The 15260-nt window shown below is 36.4% G+C and carries 28 protein-coding genes and 1 pseudogene; all 29 read right to left on the bottom strand.

Annotation, left to right across the window (positions count from 1 at the left end; genetic code table 11):
• Positions 1 to 556: pseudogene (locus EGI26_RS11640) on the bottom strand (IS4/IS5 family transposase); the annotation flags it as partial.
• Between the two features lie 154 nt (positions 557 to 710).
• Complete coding sequence (gene rplQ / locus EGI26_RS11645) at positions 711 to 1283, bottom strand: 50S ribosomal protein L17 (protein WP_255078515.1); 573 nt, start codon at positions 1281 to 1283, stop codon at positions 711 to 713.
• A gap of 96 nt (positions 1284 to 1379) precedes the next feature.
• Positions 1380 to 2369, bottom strand: coding sequence for a DNA-directed RNA polymerase subunit alpha (locus EGI26_RS11650; protein ID WP_255047505.1), 990 nt, complete (start codon positions 2367 to 2369; stop codon positions 1380 to 1382).
• Between the two features lie 93 nt (positions 2370 to 2462).
• Positions 2463 to 3068, bottom strand: coding sequence for a 30S ribosomal protein S4 (rpsD, locus tag EGI26_RS11655; protein WP_255078519.1), 606 nt, complete (start codon positions 3066 to 3068; stop codon positions 2463 to 2465).
• 68 nt (positions 3069 to 3136) lie between these two features.
• Positions 3137 to 3532, bottom strand: coding sequence for a 30S ribosomal protein S11 (gene rpsK, locus EGI26_RS11660; RefSeq protein ID WP_255047507.1), 396 nt, complete (start codon positions 3530 to 3532; stop codon positions 3137 to 3139).
• 64 nt (positions 3533 to 3596) lie between these two features.
• Positions 3597 to 3971, bottom strand: coding sequence for a 30S ribosomal protein S13 (rpsM, locus tag EGI26_RS11665; protein ID WP_255035164.1), 375 nt, complete (start codon positions 3969 to 3971; stop codon positions 3597 to 3599).
• Positions 3972 to 3976: 5 nt separating this feature from the next.
• Entirely contained in the window at positions 3977 to 4093 is a 117-nt protein-coding gene (gene ykgO / locus EGI26_RS11670; RefSeq protein WP_013408562.1) for a type B 50S ribosomal protein L36, read from the bottom strand.
• A gap of 27 nt (positions 4094 to 4120) precedes the next feature.
• Positions 4121 to 4339 (bottom strand): translation initiation factor IF-1, encoded by a 219-nt coding sequence (infA, locus tag EGI26_RS11675; protein WP_255047508.1) that lies wholly within the window; start codon positions 4337 to 4339, stop codon positions 4121 to 4123.
• A 2-nt stretch (positions 4340 to 4341) separates the two neighbouring features.
• Positions 4342 to 5145: a type I methionyl aminopeptidase gene (gene map / locus EGI26_RS11680; protein WP_255078520.1), complete on the bottom strand. Its 804-nt coding sequence runs from the start codon at positions 5143 to 5145 to the stop codon at positions 4342 to 4344.
• A 5-nt stretch (positions 5146 to 5150) separates the two neighbouring features.
• Positions 5151 to 6476, bottom strand: coding sequence for a preprotein translocase subunit SecY (gene secY, locus EGI26_RS11685; protein ID WP_255078521.1), 1326 nt, complete (start codon positions 6474 to 6476; stop codon positions 5151 to 5153).
• A gap of 14 nt (positions 6477 to 6490) precedes the next feature.
• A complete protein-coding gene (gene rplO, locus EGI26_RS11690; protein WP_255078525.1) occupies positions 6491 to 6982 on the bottom strand; it encodes a 50S ribosomal protein L15 in 492 nt (163 codons plus the stop codon).
• 47 nt (positions 6983 to 7029) lie between these two features.
• Positions 7030 to 7209, bottom strand: coding sequence for a 50S ribosomal protein L30 (gene rpmD, locus EGI26_RS11695; protein ID WP_255078526.1), 180 nt, complete (start codon positions 7207 to 7209; stop codon positions 7030 to 7032).
• 22 nt (positions 7210 to 7231) lie between these two features.
• Positions 7232 to 7735 (bottom strand): 30S ribosomal protein S5, encoded by a 504-nt coding sequence (gene rpsE, locus EGI26_RS11700; RefSeq protein ID WP_255078530.1) that lies wholly within the window; start codon positions 7733 to 7735, stop codon positions 7232 to 7234.
• A 10-nt stretch (positions 7736 to 7745) separates the two neighbouring features.
• Entirely contained in the window at positions 7746 to 8093 is a 348-nt protein-coding gene (gene rplR, locus EGI26_RS11705; RefSeq protein WP_255047515.1) for a 50S ribosomal protein L18, read from the bottom strand.
• 25 nt (positions 8094 to 8118) lie between these two features.
• Entirely contained in the window at positions 8119 to 8676 is a 558-nt protein-coding gene (gene rplF, locus EGI26_RS11710) for a 50S ribosomal protein L6 (RefSeq protein ID WP_255078532.1), read from the bottom strand.
• 43 nt (positions 8677 to 8719) lie between these two features.
• A complete protein-coding gene (rpsH, locus tag EGI26_RS11715) occupies positions 8720 to 9121 on the bottom strand; it encodes a 30S ribosomal protein S8 (protein ID WP_255047517.1) in 402 nt (133 codons plus the stop codon).
• A gap of 111 nt (positions 9122 to 9232) precedes the next feature.
• Positions 9233 to 9502, bottom strand: coding sequence for a 30S ribosomal protein S14 (gene rpsN / locus EGI26_RS11720; RefSeq protein ID WP_255035152.1), 270 nt, complete (start codon positions 9500 to 9502; stop codon positions 9233 to 9235).
• Positions 9503 to 9521: 19 nt separating this feature from the next.
• Positions 9522 to 10070, bottom strand: a complete 549-nt coding sequence (gene rplE, locus EGI26_RS11725) for a 50S ribosomal protein L5 (RefSeq protein WP_255078534.1) — start codon at positions 10068 to 10070, stop codon at positions 9522 to 9524.
• A 39-nt stretch (positions 10071 to 10109) separates the two neighbouring features.
• Positions 10110 to 10448, bottom strand: a complete 339-nt coding sequence (gene rplX, locus EGI26_RS11730) for a 50S ribosomal protein L24 (protein WP_255047519.1) — start codon at positions 10446 to 10448, stop codon at positions 10110 to 10112.
• 34 nt (positions 10449 to 10482) lie between these two features.
• Complete coding sequence (gene rplN / locus EGI26_RS11735; protein ID WP_255047520.1) at positions 10483 to 10851, bottom strand: 50S ribosomal protein L14; 369 nt, start codon at positions 10849 to 10851, stop codon at positions 10483 to 10485.
• A gap of 35 nt (positions 10852 to 10886) precedes the next feature.
• Positions 10887 to 11144, bottom strand: a complete 258-nt coding sequence (gene rpsQ / locus EGI26_RS11740; RefSeq protein WP_255047521.1) for a 30S ribosomal protein S17 — start codon at positions 11142 to 11144, stop codon at positions 10887 to 10889.
• A gap of 52 nt (positions 11145 to 11196) precedes the next feature.
• Positions 11197 to 11382: a 50S ribosomal protein L29 gene (gene rpmC / locus EGI26_RS11745; protein WP_255047522.1), complete on the bottom strand. Its 186-nt coding sequence runs from the start codon at positions 11380 to 11382 to the stop codon at positions 11197 to 11199.
• Between the two features lie 31 nt (positions 11383 to 11413).
• A complete protein-coding gene (rplP, locus tag EGI26_RS11750) occupies positions 11414 to 11833 on the bottom strand; it encodes a 50S ribosomal protein L16 (RefSeq protein ID WP_255078537.1) in 420 nt (139 codons plus the stop codon).
• A 34-nt stretch (positions 11834 to 11867) separates the two neighbouring features.
• Positions 11868 to 12683 carry a 30S ribosomal protein S3 gene (gene rpsC / locus EGI26_RS11755; RefSeq protein ID WP_255047524.1) on the bottom strand — a complete coding sequence of 272 codons (816 nt, stop codon included), beginning with the start codon at positions 12681 to 12683 and terminating at the stop codon, positions 11868 to 11870.
• A gap of 46 nt (positions 12684 to 12729) precedes the next feature.
• Positions 12730 to 13086, bottom strand: coding sequence for a 50S ribosomal protein L22 (gene rplV, locus EGI26_RS11760; protein WP_255047525.1), 357 nt, complete (start codon positions 13084 to 13086; stop codon positions 12730 to 12732).
• A 38-nt stretch (positions 13087 to 13124) separates the two neighbouring features.
• On the bottom strand, positions 13125 to 13403 hold the full coding sequence (gene rpsS, locus EGI26_RS11765; RefSeq protein ID WP_255035143.1) for a 30S ribosomal protein S19: 279 nt from the start codon (positions 13401 to 13403) through the stop codon (positions 13125 to 13127).
• 10 nt (positions 13404 to 13413) lie between these two features.
• Complete coding sequence (rplB, locus tag EGI26_RS11770) at positions 13414 to 14238, bottom strand: 50S ribosomal protein L2 (RefSeq protein ID WP_255047526.1); 825 nt, start codon at positions 14236 to 14238, stop codon at positions 13414 to 13416.
• Positions 14239 to 14289: 51 nt separating this feature from the next.
• Positions 14290 to 14577 (bottom strand): 50S ribosomal protein L23, encoded by a 288-nt coding sequence (rplW, locus tag EGI26_RS11775; RefSeq protein ID WP_255035141.1) that lies wholly within the window; start codon positions 14575 to 14577, stop codon positions 14290 to 14292.
• Between the two features lie 11 nt (positions 14578 to 14588).
• Complete coding sequence (rplD, locus tag EGI26_RS11780; protein ID WP_255078538.1) at positions 14589 to 15218, bottom strand: 50S ribosomal protein L4; 630 nt, start codon at positions 15216 to 15218, stop codon at positions 14589 to 14591.
• Positions 15219 to 15260 lie beyond the last annotated feature (42 nt).

Here is a 15260-nt window from a genome sequence, read left to right on the forward strand (position 1 = left end):
CCTGAGGCAGGGCTTGGTCTTCGCTACTGAATTTGGCCTGCGTAAATACCTCAAAACCAGAAGGAAGTATTCCATCAAATGTCACAGAATATTTTACAGATTTCTTTCCGCTTTTATTATCGAGCCCCTCTTTAAGTTTGCCAGACATCTCACTCACCATGGTGCTGTCTACCCGAATCAAATTGTACTTTAACTGCTCACTATAAGCATAATAATCTGAAAAAGTAGTGTAGATGAACTCATAGACTTCCTTAAAGTAATGATAGTCAATCTTTGAAAGCCTTTCCGAAATGGAGCTTCTGACTACGGTTTCCCTTTCATCTAAGTCAAACAGTACTTTAAATCCCGAATCGTTAAAAGTATCTTCTAAAGTGCGTTGGCTTAATTTCTCATTGTCTAGAATTCCATAAAGTAGTAGATAGAATACCTTTTTGGCATGCAATACTTTAGTATAATAGTCAACATTCGTATTAGAGGATAGGTGGGTTAATAAAGCCTCTGGTATTAACCCTATCAGTTGGCTTACTGATACCTTGTGGTTCTTGAAATTTGTCATTAGATTTTAAGAAAGCGTAGCCAAAGATACAAATTCATAAGTCTAAGACAACGACAAATCATTAATAACAAAAAATGGCCGGAAGATATTTAATCTTCCGACCATGAATAGCCAATTGGCTCCTTTTTCAGTATTTTATCCTAAGAATAAAAAATTATTTTGTTTCCTCAGTCGATTCTCCTGCTTCTGGAGCTGTTGCTTCTTCTACTACCTCAGCAGAAGTAACTTCTTCCTCAACAACTGCTACTGGAGCTGCCTCAACTACTGGAGCGGCAACTGAAGTTGCGTCGTCAGTTTTCTTAGTTTTTCCTCTTCTAGAACGCTTGGTTTTAGTATCTGCATCTTCCACCGCTGAGCTTAACAAGTTTTCGTTGAAATCAACCAATTCGATAAGTGCAACAACTGCATTATCCCCTTGTCTTTGACCCAATTTAATAATTCTTGTGTAACCGCCGTTTCTTTCAGAAACCTTTTCTGCTATTTCGCCAAAAAGAATTTTGATTGATTCTTTGTCTTGCAAATAAGAAAAAACAGTTCTTCTTGAGTGCGTATTATCTGCCTTAGATTTTGTAATCAAAGGCTCGATATACATTCTTAAAGCTTTCGCTTTGGCCAATGTAGTCTCAATTCTTTTCGCTTTGATTAACGAAATTGTAAGGTTAGCCAACAACGCATCTCTGTGAGATTTTGTTCTACCTAAATGGTTTACTTTTTTACCGTGTCTCATTTTGTTCTATTTTCGTAAGTAACGGTTAGAAAACAGTTACGCAGGTATGTTTTCCACCTATTACGAGTTTAAAAAATTAATTCTGCGAAATTATTATTACTCTTCGTCTAACTTGTATTTGGCTACATCCATTCCAAAATGCAACTGCTTGTCGGCTATTAACTGCTCCAATTCAGTTAGTGATTTCTTACCAAAATTCCTAAACTTCATCATGTCAGCAACTTCCAATCTAGCCAAATCACCTAACGTACGTATGTCAGCTGATTTTAGACAGTTGTAAGCTCTAACTGATAGGTCAAGATCTTGTAAAGATGTCTTAAGAAGTTTTCTCATGTGCAAGAACTCCTCGTCAACCATATTGTCTTCCTCATCCTTCTTAGAATCGAACACCATGTTCTCATCTGTGAATTTAAGAAAGTGTTGTATCAAAATGTGAGACGCCTCTTGAAGAGCCTTCTCAGGATGTATAGAACCATCCGTTTTGATTTCCAACAAAAGCTTCTCATAGTCAGTTCTTTGCTCAACACGTGTGTTTTCTACACTGAACTTAACGTTTTTGATCGGCGTATAAATAGAGTCTATTGAAATAAACCCAATAGGCAAATCATTTGCTTTGTGTTCCTCACTAGGCACATATCCCCTGCCTTTATCTACAATTATCTCAAACTCTAATTCTTTTTTTGAATCCAAGCGAGCAATTACCAAATCGGGATTAAGAACCTCGAAACAAGAAGAAAACTTGCTTATTTCACCAGCTGTTAATTCACTTTGGTTTTTAATTTTTACGGTGATTTTATTATCTACAAAATCTGAAATCTTTTTAAATCTTACTTGTTTAAGATTCAAAATAATTTCAGTTACATCATCCACAACACCTTCAATTGATGAGAACTCATGAAGAACACCAGGAAATCTTACCGATGTAATTGCGAAACCTTCTAATGAAGACAACAATATACGACGAAGAGCATTACCGATGGTTACTCCATATCCTCTTTCGAGTGGTTTAAACTCAAAAAAACCATGAAAGTCGTCCGCTTTTTCCATCACGACTTTATCGGGCATTTGAAATGCTAAAATTGACATACTGTGCTGTATATTTTCGTTAACGAAATAATTGTAGGATTATCCCACAATATATTAAAGAAACCACCCCCGTAAAGGGGTGGTAAGATATTATTATTTGTTGTACAATTCGACAACTGCCTGATCGTTGAAATTCTCTGGCACTTGATCTCTGTCTGGGTAATTAATAAACACCCCTGCTAAGTCAGTTGAATTAAATTCTATCCAACCATACTTTTTAGACGAATTAATACTAGTGCTTGATGTAATATTCTCTAACGCTTTAGATTTCTCTCTTACTGCTATTGCCTGACCAGGCTTGACCAATAATGAAGGAATGTTAGTGATTTCACCATCTACAACTATATGTTTGTGGGCTACCAATTGCCTCGCAGCTCTTCTTGTGGGAGCAATACCCATACGGTAAACTACATTGTCTAATCTTGATTCACATAATTTAATCAAGTTAGCCCCGGTTTGACCGTCTTTAACAGCAGCCAAATGGAATATTCTCGCAAATTGACGCTCAAGCATACCGTAAGTGTACTTAATTTTCTGCTTCTCTTGCAATTGAAGGGCATATTCAGATTTTTTACCTCTTCTACCTCTACCGTGTTGTCCTGGAGGATAGTTTTTCTTTGCTAGTGCCTTGCTTGGCCCTAAGATTGCCTCTCCAAATTTTCTTGAAATCTTTGATTTCGGACCTGTATATCTTGCCATGTTTTAAAAAAATAATTTGTCAAATAATTAGCCCCAATGTCCAAACTAATATTTGTTTAAAAAATAAATTATACTCTTCTTCTTTTAGGTGGTCTACAACCATTGTGAGGAAGCGGAGTAATATCAAAAATATTAACTACATCAATACCTACGCTTTGAACTGTTCTCATAGCAGACTCTCTACCTGATCCAGGTCCCTTTACATAAATATCAGCCTTTCTCATACCTAAATCATAAGCTACCTGACAACAGTTTTGTGATGCCATTTGTGCTGCATATGGCGTGTTCTTTTTAGAACCTCTAAAACCCATTTTACCAGCTGATGCCCATGAAATAACCTGTCCAGTACTGTTAGTAACTGAAATGATAATGTTGTTGAATGACGCTCTTACGTGAACTTGTCCGTAGGCTTCTACAACTACTACTCTTTTTTTTGCTTTGTCTTTTCTTTTAGCTTGTGCCATTATTGATAGAAAAACTTAAATTAAGGCAGGAAAACTAAATATTTTCCCCTGATCCAACTAAGTATTATTTAGTTGCTTTCTTCTTGTTAGCGATAGTTTTACGCTTACCTTTTCTTGTTCTTGAGTTATTTTTAGTTTTTTGACCTCTCAAAGGTAAACCTTTTCTATGTCTCAAACCTCTATAACATCCGATATCCATTAAACGTTTAATGCTAAGTGTAACCTCAGAACGTAAAGCACCTTCGACTTTAAACTCATTAGAAATTATAGCACGAATCGCGTTAGCTTCATCGTCTGACCATTCGCCCGCCTTCTTATCAACAGAAATGTTAGCTTGGCCTAAAATATTTTTTGCAGTACTGCGACCTATACCGTATATATAGGTAAGAGAAATTTCACCTCTCTTTTTGTCCGGAATATCAACACCTGAGATCCTCATAAATATTAACCTTGTCTTTGTTTAAATTTAGGATTTTTCTTATTAATTACGTAAATCTTACCCTTACGTCTGATAACTTTACAGTCCTCACTACGTTTTTTTACTGATGCTTTAACTTTCATTTTATTTAATTAATATATTAAAACCGATTATTTGTATCGGTAAGTAATTCTTGCTTTTGACAAATCGTATGGAGACATCTCCAACTTGACCTTATCTCCAGGCAAAATCCTGATGTAATTCATCCTCATTTTACCTGAAATATGAGCTATTACCTCATGCTTGTTCTCTAACTCTACCCGAAACATGGCATTTGATAAAGCTTCCACTATTACACCGTCTACCTGAATATTTGACTGCTTTGCCATTCTTAAATTATCTCTAAGTTTCTACTTACCAAAACTTCCTCTATAAACTCAAAAGTTGTTAAAATCTCATAACCACCTTTTGTTACCATTATGGTATGCTCAAAGTGAGCTGCTGGCTTTCTATCTTCAGTTCTTATGGTCCAGTTATCATTCTCTTGAACTACAAACCTCTTACCTAAAGTAATCATAGGTTCAATTGCAATGACCATTCCTACCTGCAATTTAGGGCCATTGCCTCTTTTGCCAAAATTCGGAACCTCCGGGGCTTCATGAAGATATTTACCCACTCCATGACCAACCAATTCTCTAACCACTCCATATCCCAAACCTTCTGTGAAGCTTTGAACACCGTAACTTATGTCTCCTATCCTATTGCCTGGTTTCACTTGAGCGATTCCTTCAAACAAAGATCTTTTTGTATCAGCGAGTAACTTTTTTGTTAGAGGATTTACATCTCCAACCATATAAGTATAAGCACTGTCTGCATGATATCCGTTCTTGAAAACACCACAATCTACTGAAACTATATCACCATCTTTTAATTCTCTTGTACTCGGAATACCGTGAACAACAACATCATTAACAGAGATGCAGAGTGTGGCAGGAAAACCATTGTAATTTTTAAATGAAGGCTTACCGCCATTATCTAAAATATATTCCTCAGCAACTTTATCTAAATCCTTTGTCCTTACACCAACACCAATTAATTTAGCTACCTCTGCTTGTGCCCTACCTAAAATTACCCCGTTTTGCTTAATAATACTAGCTTCTTCAGCATTCTTAAGGTAAATAACTCTTTTCGACATTCTAATTAATTACTAATTACAGCCGTCTGACGACCTTCAATTCTTCCGGACTCCATCAATCCTTCGTACTTCTTCATTAAAAGGTAACTTTCAACCTGCTGCAATGTATCTAAAACAACACCTACCAAAATTAGCAAGGAAGTCCCTCCAAAGAATGATGAAAAAAGCTGAGTCATACCAAACAAACTGGCAATTGCTGGAAAAATAGCAATCATAGCCAAAAGTATACTACCTGGAAGTGTAATTCTATCTAAAACCTGGGCTACAAAATCAGATGTTGGCTGACCAGGCTTTATACCAGGTATGAAACCACCACCTCTTTTCATGTCATCAGCTATTTGATTAGGATTGATTGATATTGCCGTGTAAAAGAATGTAAATGCAACAATCAAAACCAAATACAGTAAGTTATACTGCCATGAGGTAGGATCACTGAATATTGTATTAACTGTTTGAGCAAAATCACTTTTCTCTGCAAAAAGCGACGCAATAAAAGCAGGAATAAACATCAGAGCCTGACCAAATATAATCGGCATAACTCCTGAAATGTTAAGCTTCAAAGGAAGATATTGCCTTTGACCAGTAACGGTTTTATTTCCAACAATTTGCTTTGCGTATTGAACAGGTATTCTTCTAACGGCCTGTGTCATAGCTACTGCAAATATAACAACTAGGAACAAAGCAACAATCTCAATAACAAAGAACAATATCTGTCCATTTGCTGCTCTTGCATTTGCTTCTCCAATAATTGCTCCAGGAAAGCGTGAGACGATACCAATCATTATAATCATTGATATTCCGTTTCCAATTCCCTTCTCCGTAATTCTCTCACCTAACCACATACTCATCATCGTACCAGCAACCAACATAATCACCCCAGAAAAATAAAATAGTCCTTGAGAAATAGTAATGGCATCAGTAGGAATGGTAGTTTTCAAGTAAGTGAAGCCTTGCGTAGCAGTAACTGCTATTGTCAACCATCTTGTGATTTGATTTAACTTTCTTCTACCAGACTCACCCTCCTTTTGTAATTTGGAGAAATACGGTAGAGCCAATCCTAAAAGTTGAATAGCAATTGAAGCAGAAATATATGGCATTATACCTAGTGCCATAATTGAAGCCTTACTAAAAGCTCCTCCAACAAGTGTATCTAATAAGCCTAATAGACCATTACCACTTGTTAAATCCTGTAACTTTGAAGGGTCAACACCTGGAAGCGTAATGTAAGAACCAACTCTGAAAATAATTATTATAATGAAGGTAGCCAAGATTCTATTTCTCAGCTCTTCAATTGACCAGATGTTCTTAAATGTGCTTATTAATTTTTTCATAAAAATAGCTAAGGTTATTCAGGTTGACTTCCTTCGGTTTCACTAGTAGCAGACGACTTAGTAACTACTGTAACAGTACCACCAAGTGCTTCTATAGCTGTAACCGCTGATTTAGAAAAAGCATTCACGCTAACACTTACTTTTGATGTTAACTCGCCTCTACCTAAAACTTTTATTAAGTCAAACTTAGACATTAAACCGTGTTCTTTCAAGAATTTTAAGTCCACTAAGCTAACGCCTGTTTTTTCTACCAATGCCTGAATAGTATCAAGGTTGATTCCTTTGTACTCTACTCTATTGATGTTGTTAAAACCGAATTTAGGCAAACGTCTTTGTAAAGGCATTTGACCACCTTCAAAACCACGCTTTGAACTATATCCAGATCTAGACTTAGCACCCTTGTGACCTCTTCTAGCAGTGCCACCACCGCCAGAGCCTTGACCTCTACCCTGTCTTGTATTATCTCTAACTGAACCTTTGGCAGGTTGTAAAATCTCTAATTTCATTTTGTATTTAATTTACGCAGTGTAAAAACACTACTCGGTTATCCCTATTAACAATTTTCTACTCTAATCAAATGATTAACCTTTCTAATCATACCCTCAATTGCTGGATTTGATTCAACCTCAACCGATCTACCGATTTTAGTTAAACCTAAAGCTTGCATTGTAAGTTTCTGCTTTTTAGGTCTCTCAATGATACTTTTTACTTGAGTAAGTTTTACTTTAGCCATTACTAAAATTATTTATACGGTATTATCCGTTGAATACTTTGTTTAATTTAATTCCTCTCATTGAAGCTACTTCGTGAGGAGCTCTCATTTTCAAAAGAGCATCTAAGGTAGCTTTAACAACGTTGTGAGGATTAGAACTTCCTTTAGACTTTGCAAGTACATTGTGCACACCTGCTGCCTCCAACACTGCACGCATAGCTCCACCTGCTATAACTCCAGTACCTGGAGCAGCTGGCTTAACAAATACGAAACCACCTGAGTATTTACCTTCCATTTCGTGAGGAACGGTACCGTTGATAATTGGAACGTTAACTAGGTTTTTGCGAGCATCTTCAATTGCCTTTGCTATTGCATCTGTAACTTCATTTGCCTTACCAAGACCTTGACCTACAGCACCTTGGCCGTCACCAAGTACAACAATTGCTGAGAAGCTAAATCTACGACCACCTTTAACCACTTTCGCAACTCTATTGATGGCTACAACTCTCTCCTTTAATTCTGATTCGTTTACTTTAATTGCTTTCATTTAAATAGTATTAAAAGTTAAGTCCAGCTTCTCTCGCAGCGTCTGCCAAAGCTTTAACATTTCCATGGTACAAATAACCACTGCGGTCAAATACACAAGCTGTAAGACCTATCTCAACCGCCTTTTTAGCAATGCTTGAACCTACTTGTTTTGAATTCTCTATATTCAAAGATTTAAGACCTAGTTCCACTGAAGAGGCAGATGCCAAAGTTTTTCCTGCTATATCGTCAATTAATTGAACGTATATACCTGTATTACTACGAAAAACAGTTAACCTTGGTCTTTCAGGAGTACCTGAAACCTTTTTCCTAACTCTCCACTTTATTTTTTGTCTTCTTTCAGACTTAACACTAGACATATATTATAAAGTTATAATTTCTTAATTATTTTTTACCTGCAGTTTTACCAGCTTTTCTTCTGATAACCTCTCCTACAAACTTAATACCTTTACCTTTGTACGGCTCAGATTTACGCAACGACTTTATTTTAGCAGCAACCAAACCTATTAATTGTTTGTCAGTACCTTGTAAAGTAATGATTGGATTCTTTCCTTTCTCCATCTTAGTTTCTACTTTGATTTCAGCAGGAACAACAAGATAAATATTGTGTGAGTAACCCAATGACATATCTATGATATTTCCGTTGTTGGTAGCTTTGTAACCCACACCGACTAATTCAAGCTCTTTTTTGTAGCCATCAGATACTCCGACGATAAGATTGCTTAACAGAGATCTATAAAGACCATGTAAAGCTTTGTGTCTTTTCTGCTCAGTTGGACGTGTTACAGTTAAAACACCATCTTCAATAATTAGGCCCATATCCGGGTCAATTTTTTGAGTCAAAGTACCTAACGCACCTTTCGCAGTCACTAAATTATCAGAACCAACAGTAACTGTTACTCCTGAGGGGATTGTAATTGGTTTTTTACCTATTCTAGACATTTTAAAACGTTTAAGGCTTCATTAAAGAAGCGGTCAACAAAAATTAATAAACATAACAAAGTACCTCGCCACCAACATTCAGCGTTCTAGCCTCTTTGTCTGTAACAATTCCTTTGGAAGTTGATAAAATAGCAATACCAAGGCCATTGAGTACTCTAGGCAGCTCAGTTGATTTTACATACTTTCTTAAACCAGGCTTTGAAACCCTAGAAAGATTGATAATTGCTGATTTTTTAGTAATTGGATTATATTTCAATGCAATTTTAATTACACCTTGAAGACCATCGTCTTCAAACTTATAACTTGCAATATAACCTTTTTCGTAAAGAAGAACTGTAAGTTCTTTTTTTAGGTTTGAGGCAGGAATCTCTACGACTCTATGTCTCGCTTTAATAGCATTTCTGATTCTTGTAAGAAAATCTGCTATTGGATCCGTTGTAATCATCTCTAAATTAATATTTTTTTGGATACCTTAGCCAACATTAGACAGTATCACAAGCGTGACTTCTCTAACTGGGCTGCAAAGATAGTAATTCTAAATAAGAAAAAAAACTTTTTACCAAGAAGATTTGGTAACACCAGGAATAAATCCTGAATTGGCCATTTCACGGAAGGTAACACGGTTGATACCAAACTTTCTCATGTAACCCTTAGGGCGACCAGTAAGCTTACATCTATTGTGCAATCTAACAGGTGAAGAGTTTTTTGGAAGGGCATCTAAGCCTTTCCAATCTTGAGCTTCCTTAAGGGCAGCTCTTTTCGTAGCAAACTTAGCTACTAATCTCTCTCTTTTTCTTTCCCTAGCTTTTATTGACTCTTTTGCCATGTCTCTAAATTATTGCTTATTATTTATTTTTATTCACAAACGGCATACCCAATGCTTTCAACAATTCGTAGCTTTCAGCATCAGTCTTTGCAGTTGTTACAAATGTAATGTCCATTCCTTGTATCTTGCTGATTTTATCAATAGATATCTCAGGGAAGATGATTTGCTCAGTTACACCGAAAGTATAGTTTCCTCTGCCATCAAAACCTTTATCGCTGATACCTTGGAAATCTCTAACTCTTGGTAATGCAACTGAAGTAAGGCGGTCTAAAAATTCATACATGATTTTAGATCTCAATGTAACTTTAGCACCGATCGGCATACCCTCTCTTAATTTGAAGTTCGATACCGCTTTCTTAGATATCGTAGGAACAGCTTTCTGACCTACAATAGTTGTTAATTCGTCAACACTGTTGTCAACCAATTTTTTATCGCCTGTAGCAGCTCCAACACCTCTGTTGACTACTATCTTAAGCAATTTTGGAACCTGCATGATAGATTTGTACTGATACTTCTCCATCAAAACAGCTACAATTTCTTTTTGATATTTTTCTCTTAACCTTGCCATTTTTCTAAATTTAGTGGATTACCGACCCACTTTAAATTATTAAATAAATTTACCCGAGGCTTTAGAAAATCTTTGAAGATTTCCAGCATCATTTAGTTTTCTACCAACTCTAGTAGGTTTGCCAGTAGACGGATCTACAACCAAAACGTTACTGATGTGTATAGTACCTTCAAGTTCTTTGATTTCGCCTTGAGGGCTTTGTGCGTTAGGCTTAATGTGTTTTTTTATCAAATTCACACCTTCCACAACAACACGGTTTTTCTTTACCAAAACCTCAACAATTTTTCCTCTTTTACCTTTAGAGTTACCTGCGATAACTTCTACTGTATCTCCGGTTTTAACGTGAAGCTTAGGTTGTTTGTTAAATTTCCTTTCCATTGTAATAAATTAATTACGATATTTTTTTCAGCTATTATAGTACCTCTGGAGCAAGTGAAACAATTTTCATAAACTGTTTTTCTCTTAGCTCTCTAGCTACAGGTCCGAAAATCCTTGTTCCTCTAGGCTCATTTTGATTGTTCAATAAAACAACCGCATTTTCCTCAAACCTAATGTAAGAACCGTCTTTTCTTCTTACTTCTTTTTTAGTTCTAACCACAACAGCTTTTGACACTGTACCTTTCTTCATGTTTGAAGACGAAAGAGCTTGTTTAACTGTAACGACAACCTTGTCTCCTACAGATGCATATCTCTTTTTAGTACCACCTAAAACTCTTATTACCAAAACTTCTTTAGCCCCGCTGTTGTCAGCTACATTGGCTCTTGATTCTTGCTGTAACATTATTATTTCCTTTTACTAATTTTAGAAATATCGGATTATTTGGCTCTCTCTATGATTTCAACCAATCTCCAATTTTTATTTTTGCTCAACGGTCTAGTCTCGCTGATTTTAACAGTGTCGCCGATACCAGCTTCATTGTTTTCGTCATGAAACATAAACTTTTTAGTTTTGAGCATAAACTTACCATATTTAGGATGTTTCACCTTACGAATCACCTGGATTACGCCTGATTTTTCCATCTTGTTGCTGGTAACAACTCCAATACGTTCTTTTCTTACTTGTCTTTCTTCCATTTTCGGATAAAATTAATGGTTAATCAAAACCATGAAATTTGATAATGATATTTTACTTTGAACTGTTAAGAGCAGTAGAAAGTCTAGCAATATTTTTACGAGTCTCAGTAATTCTCCTAGGATTCTCGATTGGAGTGATTGCGTGAGCAAACTTCAATTTTACCAATCTATCTTTTTCTTCAGATATTTGTTGTTTCAACTGTTCTTCAGTAAAACCACTTAAATCATTTTTTTTCATCTTCTTTATTAATTGAAGTATTTATATATGACTATACCTCGTAATCTCTACGAACTACAAATTTTGTTTTTACTGGTAACTTTTGAGCAGCTAATCTAAGAGCCTCTTTTGCTAATTCTAGTGAAACACCAGTGGCTTCAAATAAAACTGTACCAGGATAAATGTTTGCTACCCAGTATTCAGGAGCTCCCTTACCTTTACCCATCCTTACCTCTAAAGGTTTCTTGGTAATAGGATTGTCAGGAAATATACGAATCCAAACCTGACCTTCACGTTTCATGGCACGTGTAACACCAATACGAGCTGCTTCTATTTGTCTAGCGGTAATTCTACCTGGCTCTAGACTTTTTATAGCAAATGAACCGAAAGCAATCTCATGACCTCTTGTAGCTATACCTTTGATCCTACCCTTTTGTTGCTTACGAAACTTAGTTCTTTTAGGTTGTAACATAATAATAACGTTTAAGGCAAAATGCCACTAAAATTTAATTTCTCTTTTGGCCGTTTGATCTACCGCCGCCGCCACTATTGTTGGTCTTCTTTCTTCTTCCGTTCTTGTCTCCATCTTCGTCTCTACGACCTTTACCCTGATGGCCACCGCCAGCTCCACCCATAGTAGATTTTTTACTATCAGCAGATTCAGTAGCAAGAGCTGCAACAGATGTTAGATCTCTCTTACCAAAAACTTCACCCTTGAATACCCAAACTTTGATACCAATTAAACCGTAAACAGTCAATGACTCAGAGATTGCATAATCAATGTCTGCTCTTAATGTATGAAGAGGAATTCTTCCTTCTTTGTACATTTCAGAACGAGCCATCTCAGCACCGCCTAATCTTCCTGACAATTTAATTTTTATACCCTGAGCTCCTACACGCATAGCAGACTGAATCGCTTGCTTCATAGCTCTACGGAATGAAATTCTTGCTCTCAATTGTTGGGCGATAGTTTCACCTACCAATTTGGCATCGATTTCAGGTCTTTTTATTTCAAATATATTGATTTGAACATCTTTCTTAGTAAGTTTTTTCAGCTCTTCTCTTAGCTTATCTACCTCACTACCTGCTTTACCGATTACAACACCTGGTCTTGCCGTGTGAATAGTAAGGGTAATTCTCTTAAGAGTTCTTTCAATTACTACTCTCGAAACAGAACCTTTCGGAATACGTGCATTGATATATTTCCTGATTTTGTCGTCTTCAACGAGTTTCTCAGCAAAATTCTTTCCGCCGTACCAGTTGGATTCCCATCCTCTGATGTAACCTAGTCTAAAACCTACAGGATTTACTTTTTGTCCCATTTTAACTAATTATATAATATTCTAATTTCTAAGTATCGTTACTTAATTATACTGCTTGACTTTCCAATGAATCAACAACAATTGTAATGTGTTGAGAACGCTTTCTTACTCTGTAAGCTCTACCTTGTGGAGCAGGACGAAGTCTTTTTAACATTCTACCACCATCAATCATGATTGTCTTTACATATAGATCTGCCTCTTCGATTTTCAAGTCTTCGTTTTTGTTCTGCCAGTTTGCTACTGCTGACATCAAAACTTTCTTGATTACTGGAGCTGCTTGTTGAGGTTGGAAAGAAAGTATTCCTAACGCAAGGTTTACTTTTTTGCCTCTAATCAAGTCGGCTACTAACCTAGCTTTTCTAGGTGAAGTTGGAAAATCGTTTAATTTTGCTACTGCTTCCATTTTTTATTCTTTTTTAAAGAGCTTAGCTCCTCGGAATATTATCTTTTACCTTTATCTTTTTTGTTCACGTGGCCTCTAAAGTTTCTTGTTGGAGCAAATTCTCCTAACTTGTGACCAATCATGTTATCTGTAACATATACCGGAATAAATTTATTACCGTTATGAACAGCAAAAGTATGTCCAATAAAATCAGGGGTAATCATTGATCTTCTCGACCAAGTTTTGATTACAGACTTCTTCCCTGAATCATTCATTACGTCGACTTTATTCTCAAGTCTAAAATCTACGTAAGGTCCTTTTTTAAGTGAACGAGCCATCTATTTTGTATTATTTTGTTCTACGTGAAATTATTAATCTGTTAGAGTATTTGTTCTTAGATCTGGTTTTCTTACCTTTTGCAATTAAACCATTTCTCGAACGAGGGTGACCACCTGATGCACGTCCCTCACCACCACCCATTGGGTGATCGACAGGGTTCATGGCAACACCTCTAACTCTAGGAGTAACTCCTAACCATCTTTTACGACCAGCCTTACCCAATACTACGTTCATGTGGTCAGGATTTGATACCGATCCTACAGTAGCTATACAAGCTCCAAGAACCATTCTCATTTCACCTGAAGGCATTTTCAAGGTAACAAACTTACCATCTTTTGCCAAAACCTGAGCGTATGTACCAGCACTTCTAGCCATTTGACCACCTTTACCAGGTGTCAATTCTATATTGTGAACAATTGTACCTAATGGCATATTCTTCAACAACAATGCATTTCCTACTTCTGGAGCCACTTTCTCTCCTGAAACAATCTTTAAACCTACTCTTAAACCCTGAGGAGCAATGATGTATCTCTTCTCTCCGTCAGTGTATTTTACAAGAGCGATTCTTGAAGTACGGTTTGGATCGTACTCGATAGTCATAACTTCAGCTTCGATATCTTTTTTATCTCTTTTGAAGTCGATTATACGATACTTTCTTTTGTGACCACCACCTATATACCTTGCGGTACGGTGTCCTTCATTGTTTCTTCCACCTGTTTTTCTGATAGCTTCCGTCAAACTTTTCTCTGGCTTACTTGCAGTAATATCAGAGAAATCTGGTGCTATTCGGTGTCTGGTGCCGGGTGTTACCGGATTTAATTTTTTAACTGCCATTTCTCACACATTTGCAGCCTATAAAAGGCTATACTTTAACAATTTAATAAATTATAATTCTGCGTAAAAATCGATTAAATCACCGTCTTTCAAAGTCACCATTGCTTTTTTGAAAGTACTAGTTTTTCCTGAACTCAATCTTGATTTTGTCATTCTAGACTTCTTCTTTCCGATTTGAGTAATCGTATTTACTTTTTCTACCGTTACGCCGTACATTCTCTCCACAGCAGCTGCTATTTCAATTTTGTTGGCATCACGACTTACTTCAAATGTGTACTTGCCTTTTGAAGTAAGTAACTGTGTTTTCTCAGTTATTTTTGGTCTTTTTAAAACGCTCATTTCTTTAAAAATTAATCTTTCAAAATTGATTCTAAATGAGAAACTGTACTTTCAGCCAACAATATGATTTCGGTATTGATCAAATCATACGTATTTACAGAATCTTTATCAACCACTTTGGTCTTAGGAATGTTACGAGCAGATAAATAAAGATTATTTTCTCCACCGTTAACCACAAAAAGTGTTTTCTTTCCTGATAAACTCAAAGCATTCAAAAATTGAATATATGCTTTTGTTTTAGGTGAGTCGATGTTGAAATCTTCAACGATAATCAAGTTGTTTTCAGCTACTCTTGAAGACAAAACTGACTTACGAGCTAAAACTTTGATTTTCTTGTTCAATTTGAAGTCGTAATCTCTTGGACGTGGACCGAATACTGTACCACCACCTACATAAGTTGGTGCTTTGGCGGAACCGTGTCTTGCACCTCCAGAACCTTTTTGACGAACAAGTTTTTTAGTTGAGCGAGAGATTTCAGCTCTTTCTTTCGACTTGTGCGTTCCTTGACGTTGGTTAGCTAAGTAATGCTTAACGTCTAACCAAACAACGTGTTGGTTTGGCTCAACACCAAAAACCTCTTCGCTTAGCTCAACAGTCTTACCTGTTTCTTTGCCTTCTTTGTTTAAAACTTTAACTTTCATTTTTGTTCAGCCCCTTTTTCGATGTCGTTGGCTACCGACCTT

The organism is Lacihabitans sp. CCS-44, from assembly GCF_024343735.1.
Classification (GTDB): Bacteria; Bacteroidota; Bacteroidia; order Cytophagales; family Spirosomataceae; genus Leadbetterella.

Bases quoted from the DNA above. Each gene is read 5' to 3' on its own strand.
- rplR (WP_255047515.1), bottom strand. From the start codon at position 8,093: ATGTCTAGTGTTAAGTCTGAAAGAAGACAAAAAATAAAGTGGAGAGTT.
- rpmD (WP_255078526.1), bottom strand. From the start codon at position 7,209: ATGGCTAAAGTAAAACTTACTCAAGTAAAAAGTATCATTGAGAGACCT.
- rpsH (WP_255047517.1), bottom strand. From the start codon at position 9,121: ATGATTACAACGGATCCAATAGCAGATTTTCTTACAAGAATCAGAAAT.
- map (WP_255078520.1), bottom strand. From the start codon at position 5,145: ATGTCGAAAAGAGTTATTTACCTTAAGAATGCTGAAGAAGCTAGTATT.
- rpsM (WP_255035164.1), bottom strand. From the start codon at position 3,971: ATGAGGATCTCAGGTGTTGATATTCCGGACAAAAAGAGAGGTGAAATT.
- rplP (WP_255078537.1), bottom strand. From the start codon at position 11,833: ATGTTACAACCTAAAAGAACTAAGTTTCGTAAGCAACAAAAGGGTAGG.
- infA (WP_255047508.1), bottom strand. From the start codon at position 4,339: ATGGCAAAGCAGTCAAATATTCAGGTAGACGGTGTAATAGTGGAAGCT.
- rplW (WP_255035141.1), bottom strand. From the start codon at position 14,577: ATGAGCGTTTTAAAAAGACCAAAAATAACTGAGAAAACACAGTTACTT.
- rpsQ (WP_255047521.1), bottom strand. From the start codon at position 11,144: ATGGAAGAAAGACAAGTAAGAAAAGAACGTATTGGAGTTGTTACCAGC.
- rpmC (WP_255047522.1), bottom strand. From the start codon at position 11,382: ATGAAAAAAAATGATTTAAGTGGTTTTACTGAAGAACAGTTGAAACAA.
- rplV (WP_255047525.1), bottom strand. From the start codon at position 13,086: ATGGAAGCAGTAGCAAAATTAAACGATTTTCCAACTTCACCTAGAAAA.
- rpsE (WP_255078530.1), bottom strand. From the start codon at position 7,735: ATGAAAGCAATTAAAGTAAACGAATCAGAATTAAAGGAGAGAGTTGTA.
- EGI26_RS11650 (WP_255047505.1), bottom strand. From the start codon at position 2,369: ATGTCAATTTTAGCATTTCAAATGCCCGATAAAGTCGTGATGGAAAAA.
- ykgO (WP_013408562.1), bottom strand. From the start codon at position 4,093: ATGAAAGTTAAAGCATCAGTAAAAAAACGTAGTGAGGACTGTAAAGTT.
- rpsD (WP_255078519.1), bottom strand. From the start codon at position 3,068: ATGGCAAGATATACAGGTCCGAAATCAAAGATTTCAAGAAAATTTGGA.
- rplF (WP_255078532.1), bottom strand. From the start codon at position 8,676: ATGTCTAGAATAGGTAAAAAACCAATTACAATCCCCTCAGGAGTAACA.
- rplO (WP_255078525.1), bottom strand. From the start codon at position 6,982: ATGAAATTAGAGATTTTACAACCTGCCAAAGGTTCAGTTAGAGATAAT.
- rpsC (WP_255047524.1), bottom strand. From the start codon at position 12,683: ATGGGACAAAAAGTAAATCCTGTAGGTTTTAGACTAGGTTACATCAGA.
- rplB (WP_255047526.1), bottom strand. From the start codon at position 14,238: ATGGCAGTTAAAAAATTAAATCCGGTAACACCCGGCACCAGACACCGA.
- secY (WP_255078521.1), bottom strand. From the start codon at position 6,476: ATGAAAAAATTAATAAGCACATTTAAGAACATCTGGTCAATTGAAGAG.
- rplN (WP_255047520.1), bottom strand. From the start codon at position 10,851: ATGTTACAGCAAGAATCAAGAGCCAATGTAGCTGACAACAGCGGGGCT.
- rplD (WP_255078538.1), bottom strand. From the start codon at position 15,218: ATGAAAGTTAAAGTTTTAAACAAAGAAGGCAAAGAAACAGGTAAGACT.
- rplQ (WP_255078515.1), bottom strand. From the start codon at position 1,283: ATGAGACACGGTAAAAAAGTAAACCATTTAGGTAGAACAAAATCTCAC.
- rpsS (WP_255035143.1), bottom strand. From the start codon at position 13,403: ATGGCTCGTTCACTTAAAAAAGGACCTTACGTAGATTTTAGACTTGAG.
- rpsN (WP_255035152.1), bottom strand. From the start codon at position 9,502: ATGGCAAAAGAGTCAATAAAAGCTAGGGAAAGAAAAAGAGAGAGATTA.
- rplE (WP_255078534.1), bottom strand. From the start codon at position 10,070: ATGGCAAGGTTAAGAGAAAAATATCAAAAAGAAATTGTAGCTGTTTTG.
- rpsK (WP_255047507.1), bottom strand. From the start codon at position 3,532: ATGGCACAAGCTAAAAGAAAAGACAAAGCAAAAAAAAGAGTAGTAGTT.
- rplX (WP_255047519.1), bottom strand. From the start codon at position 10,448: ATGGAAAGGAAATTTAACAAACAACCTAAGCTTCACGTTAAAACCGGA.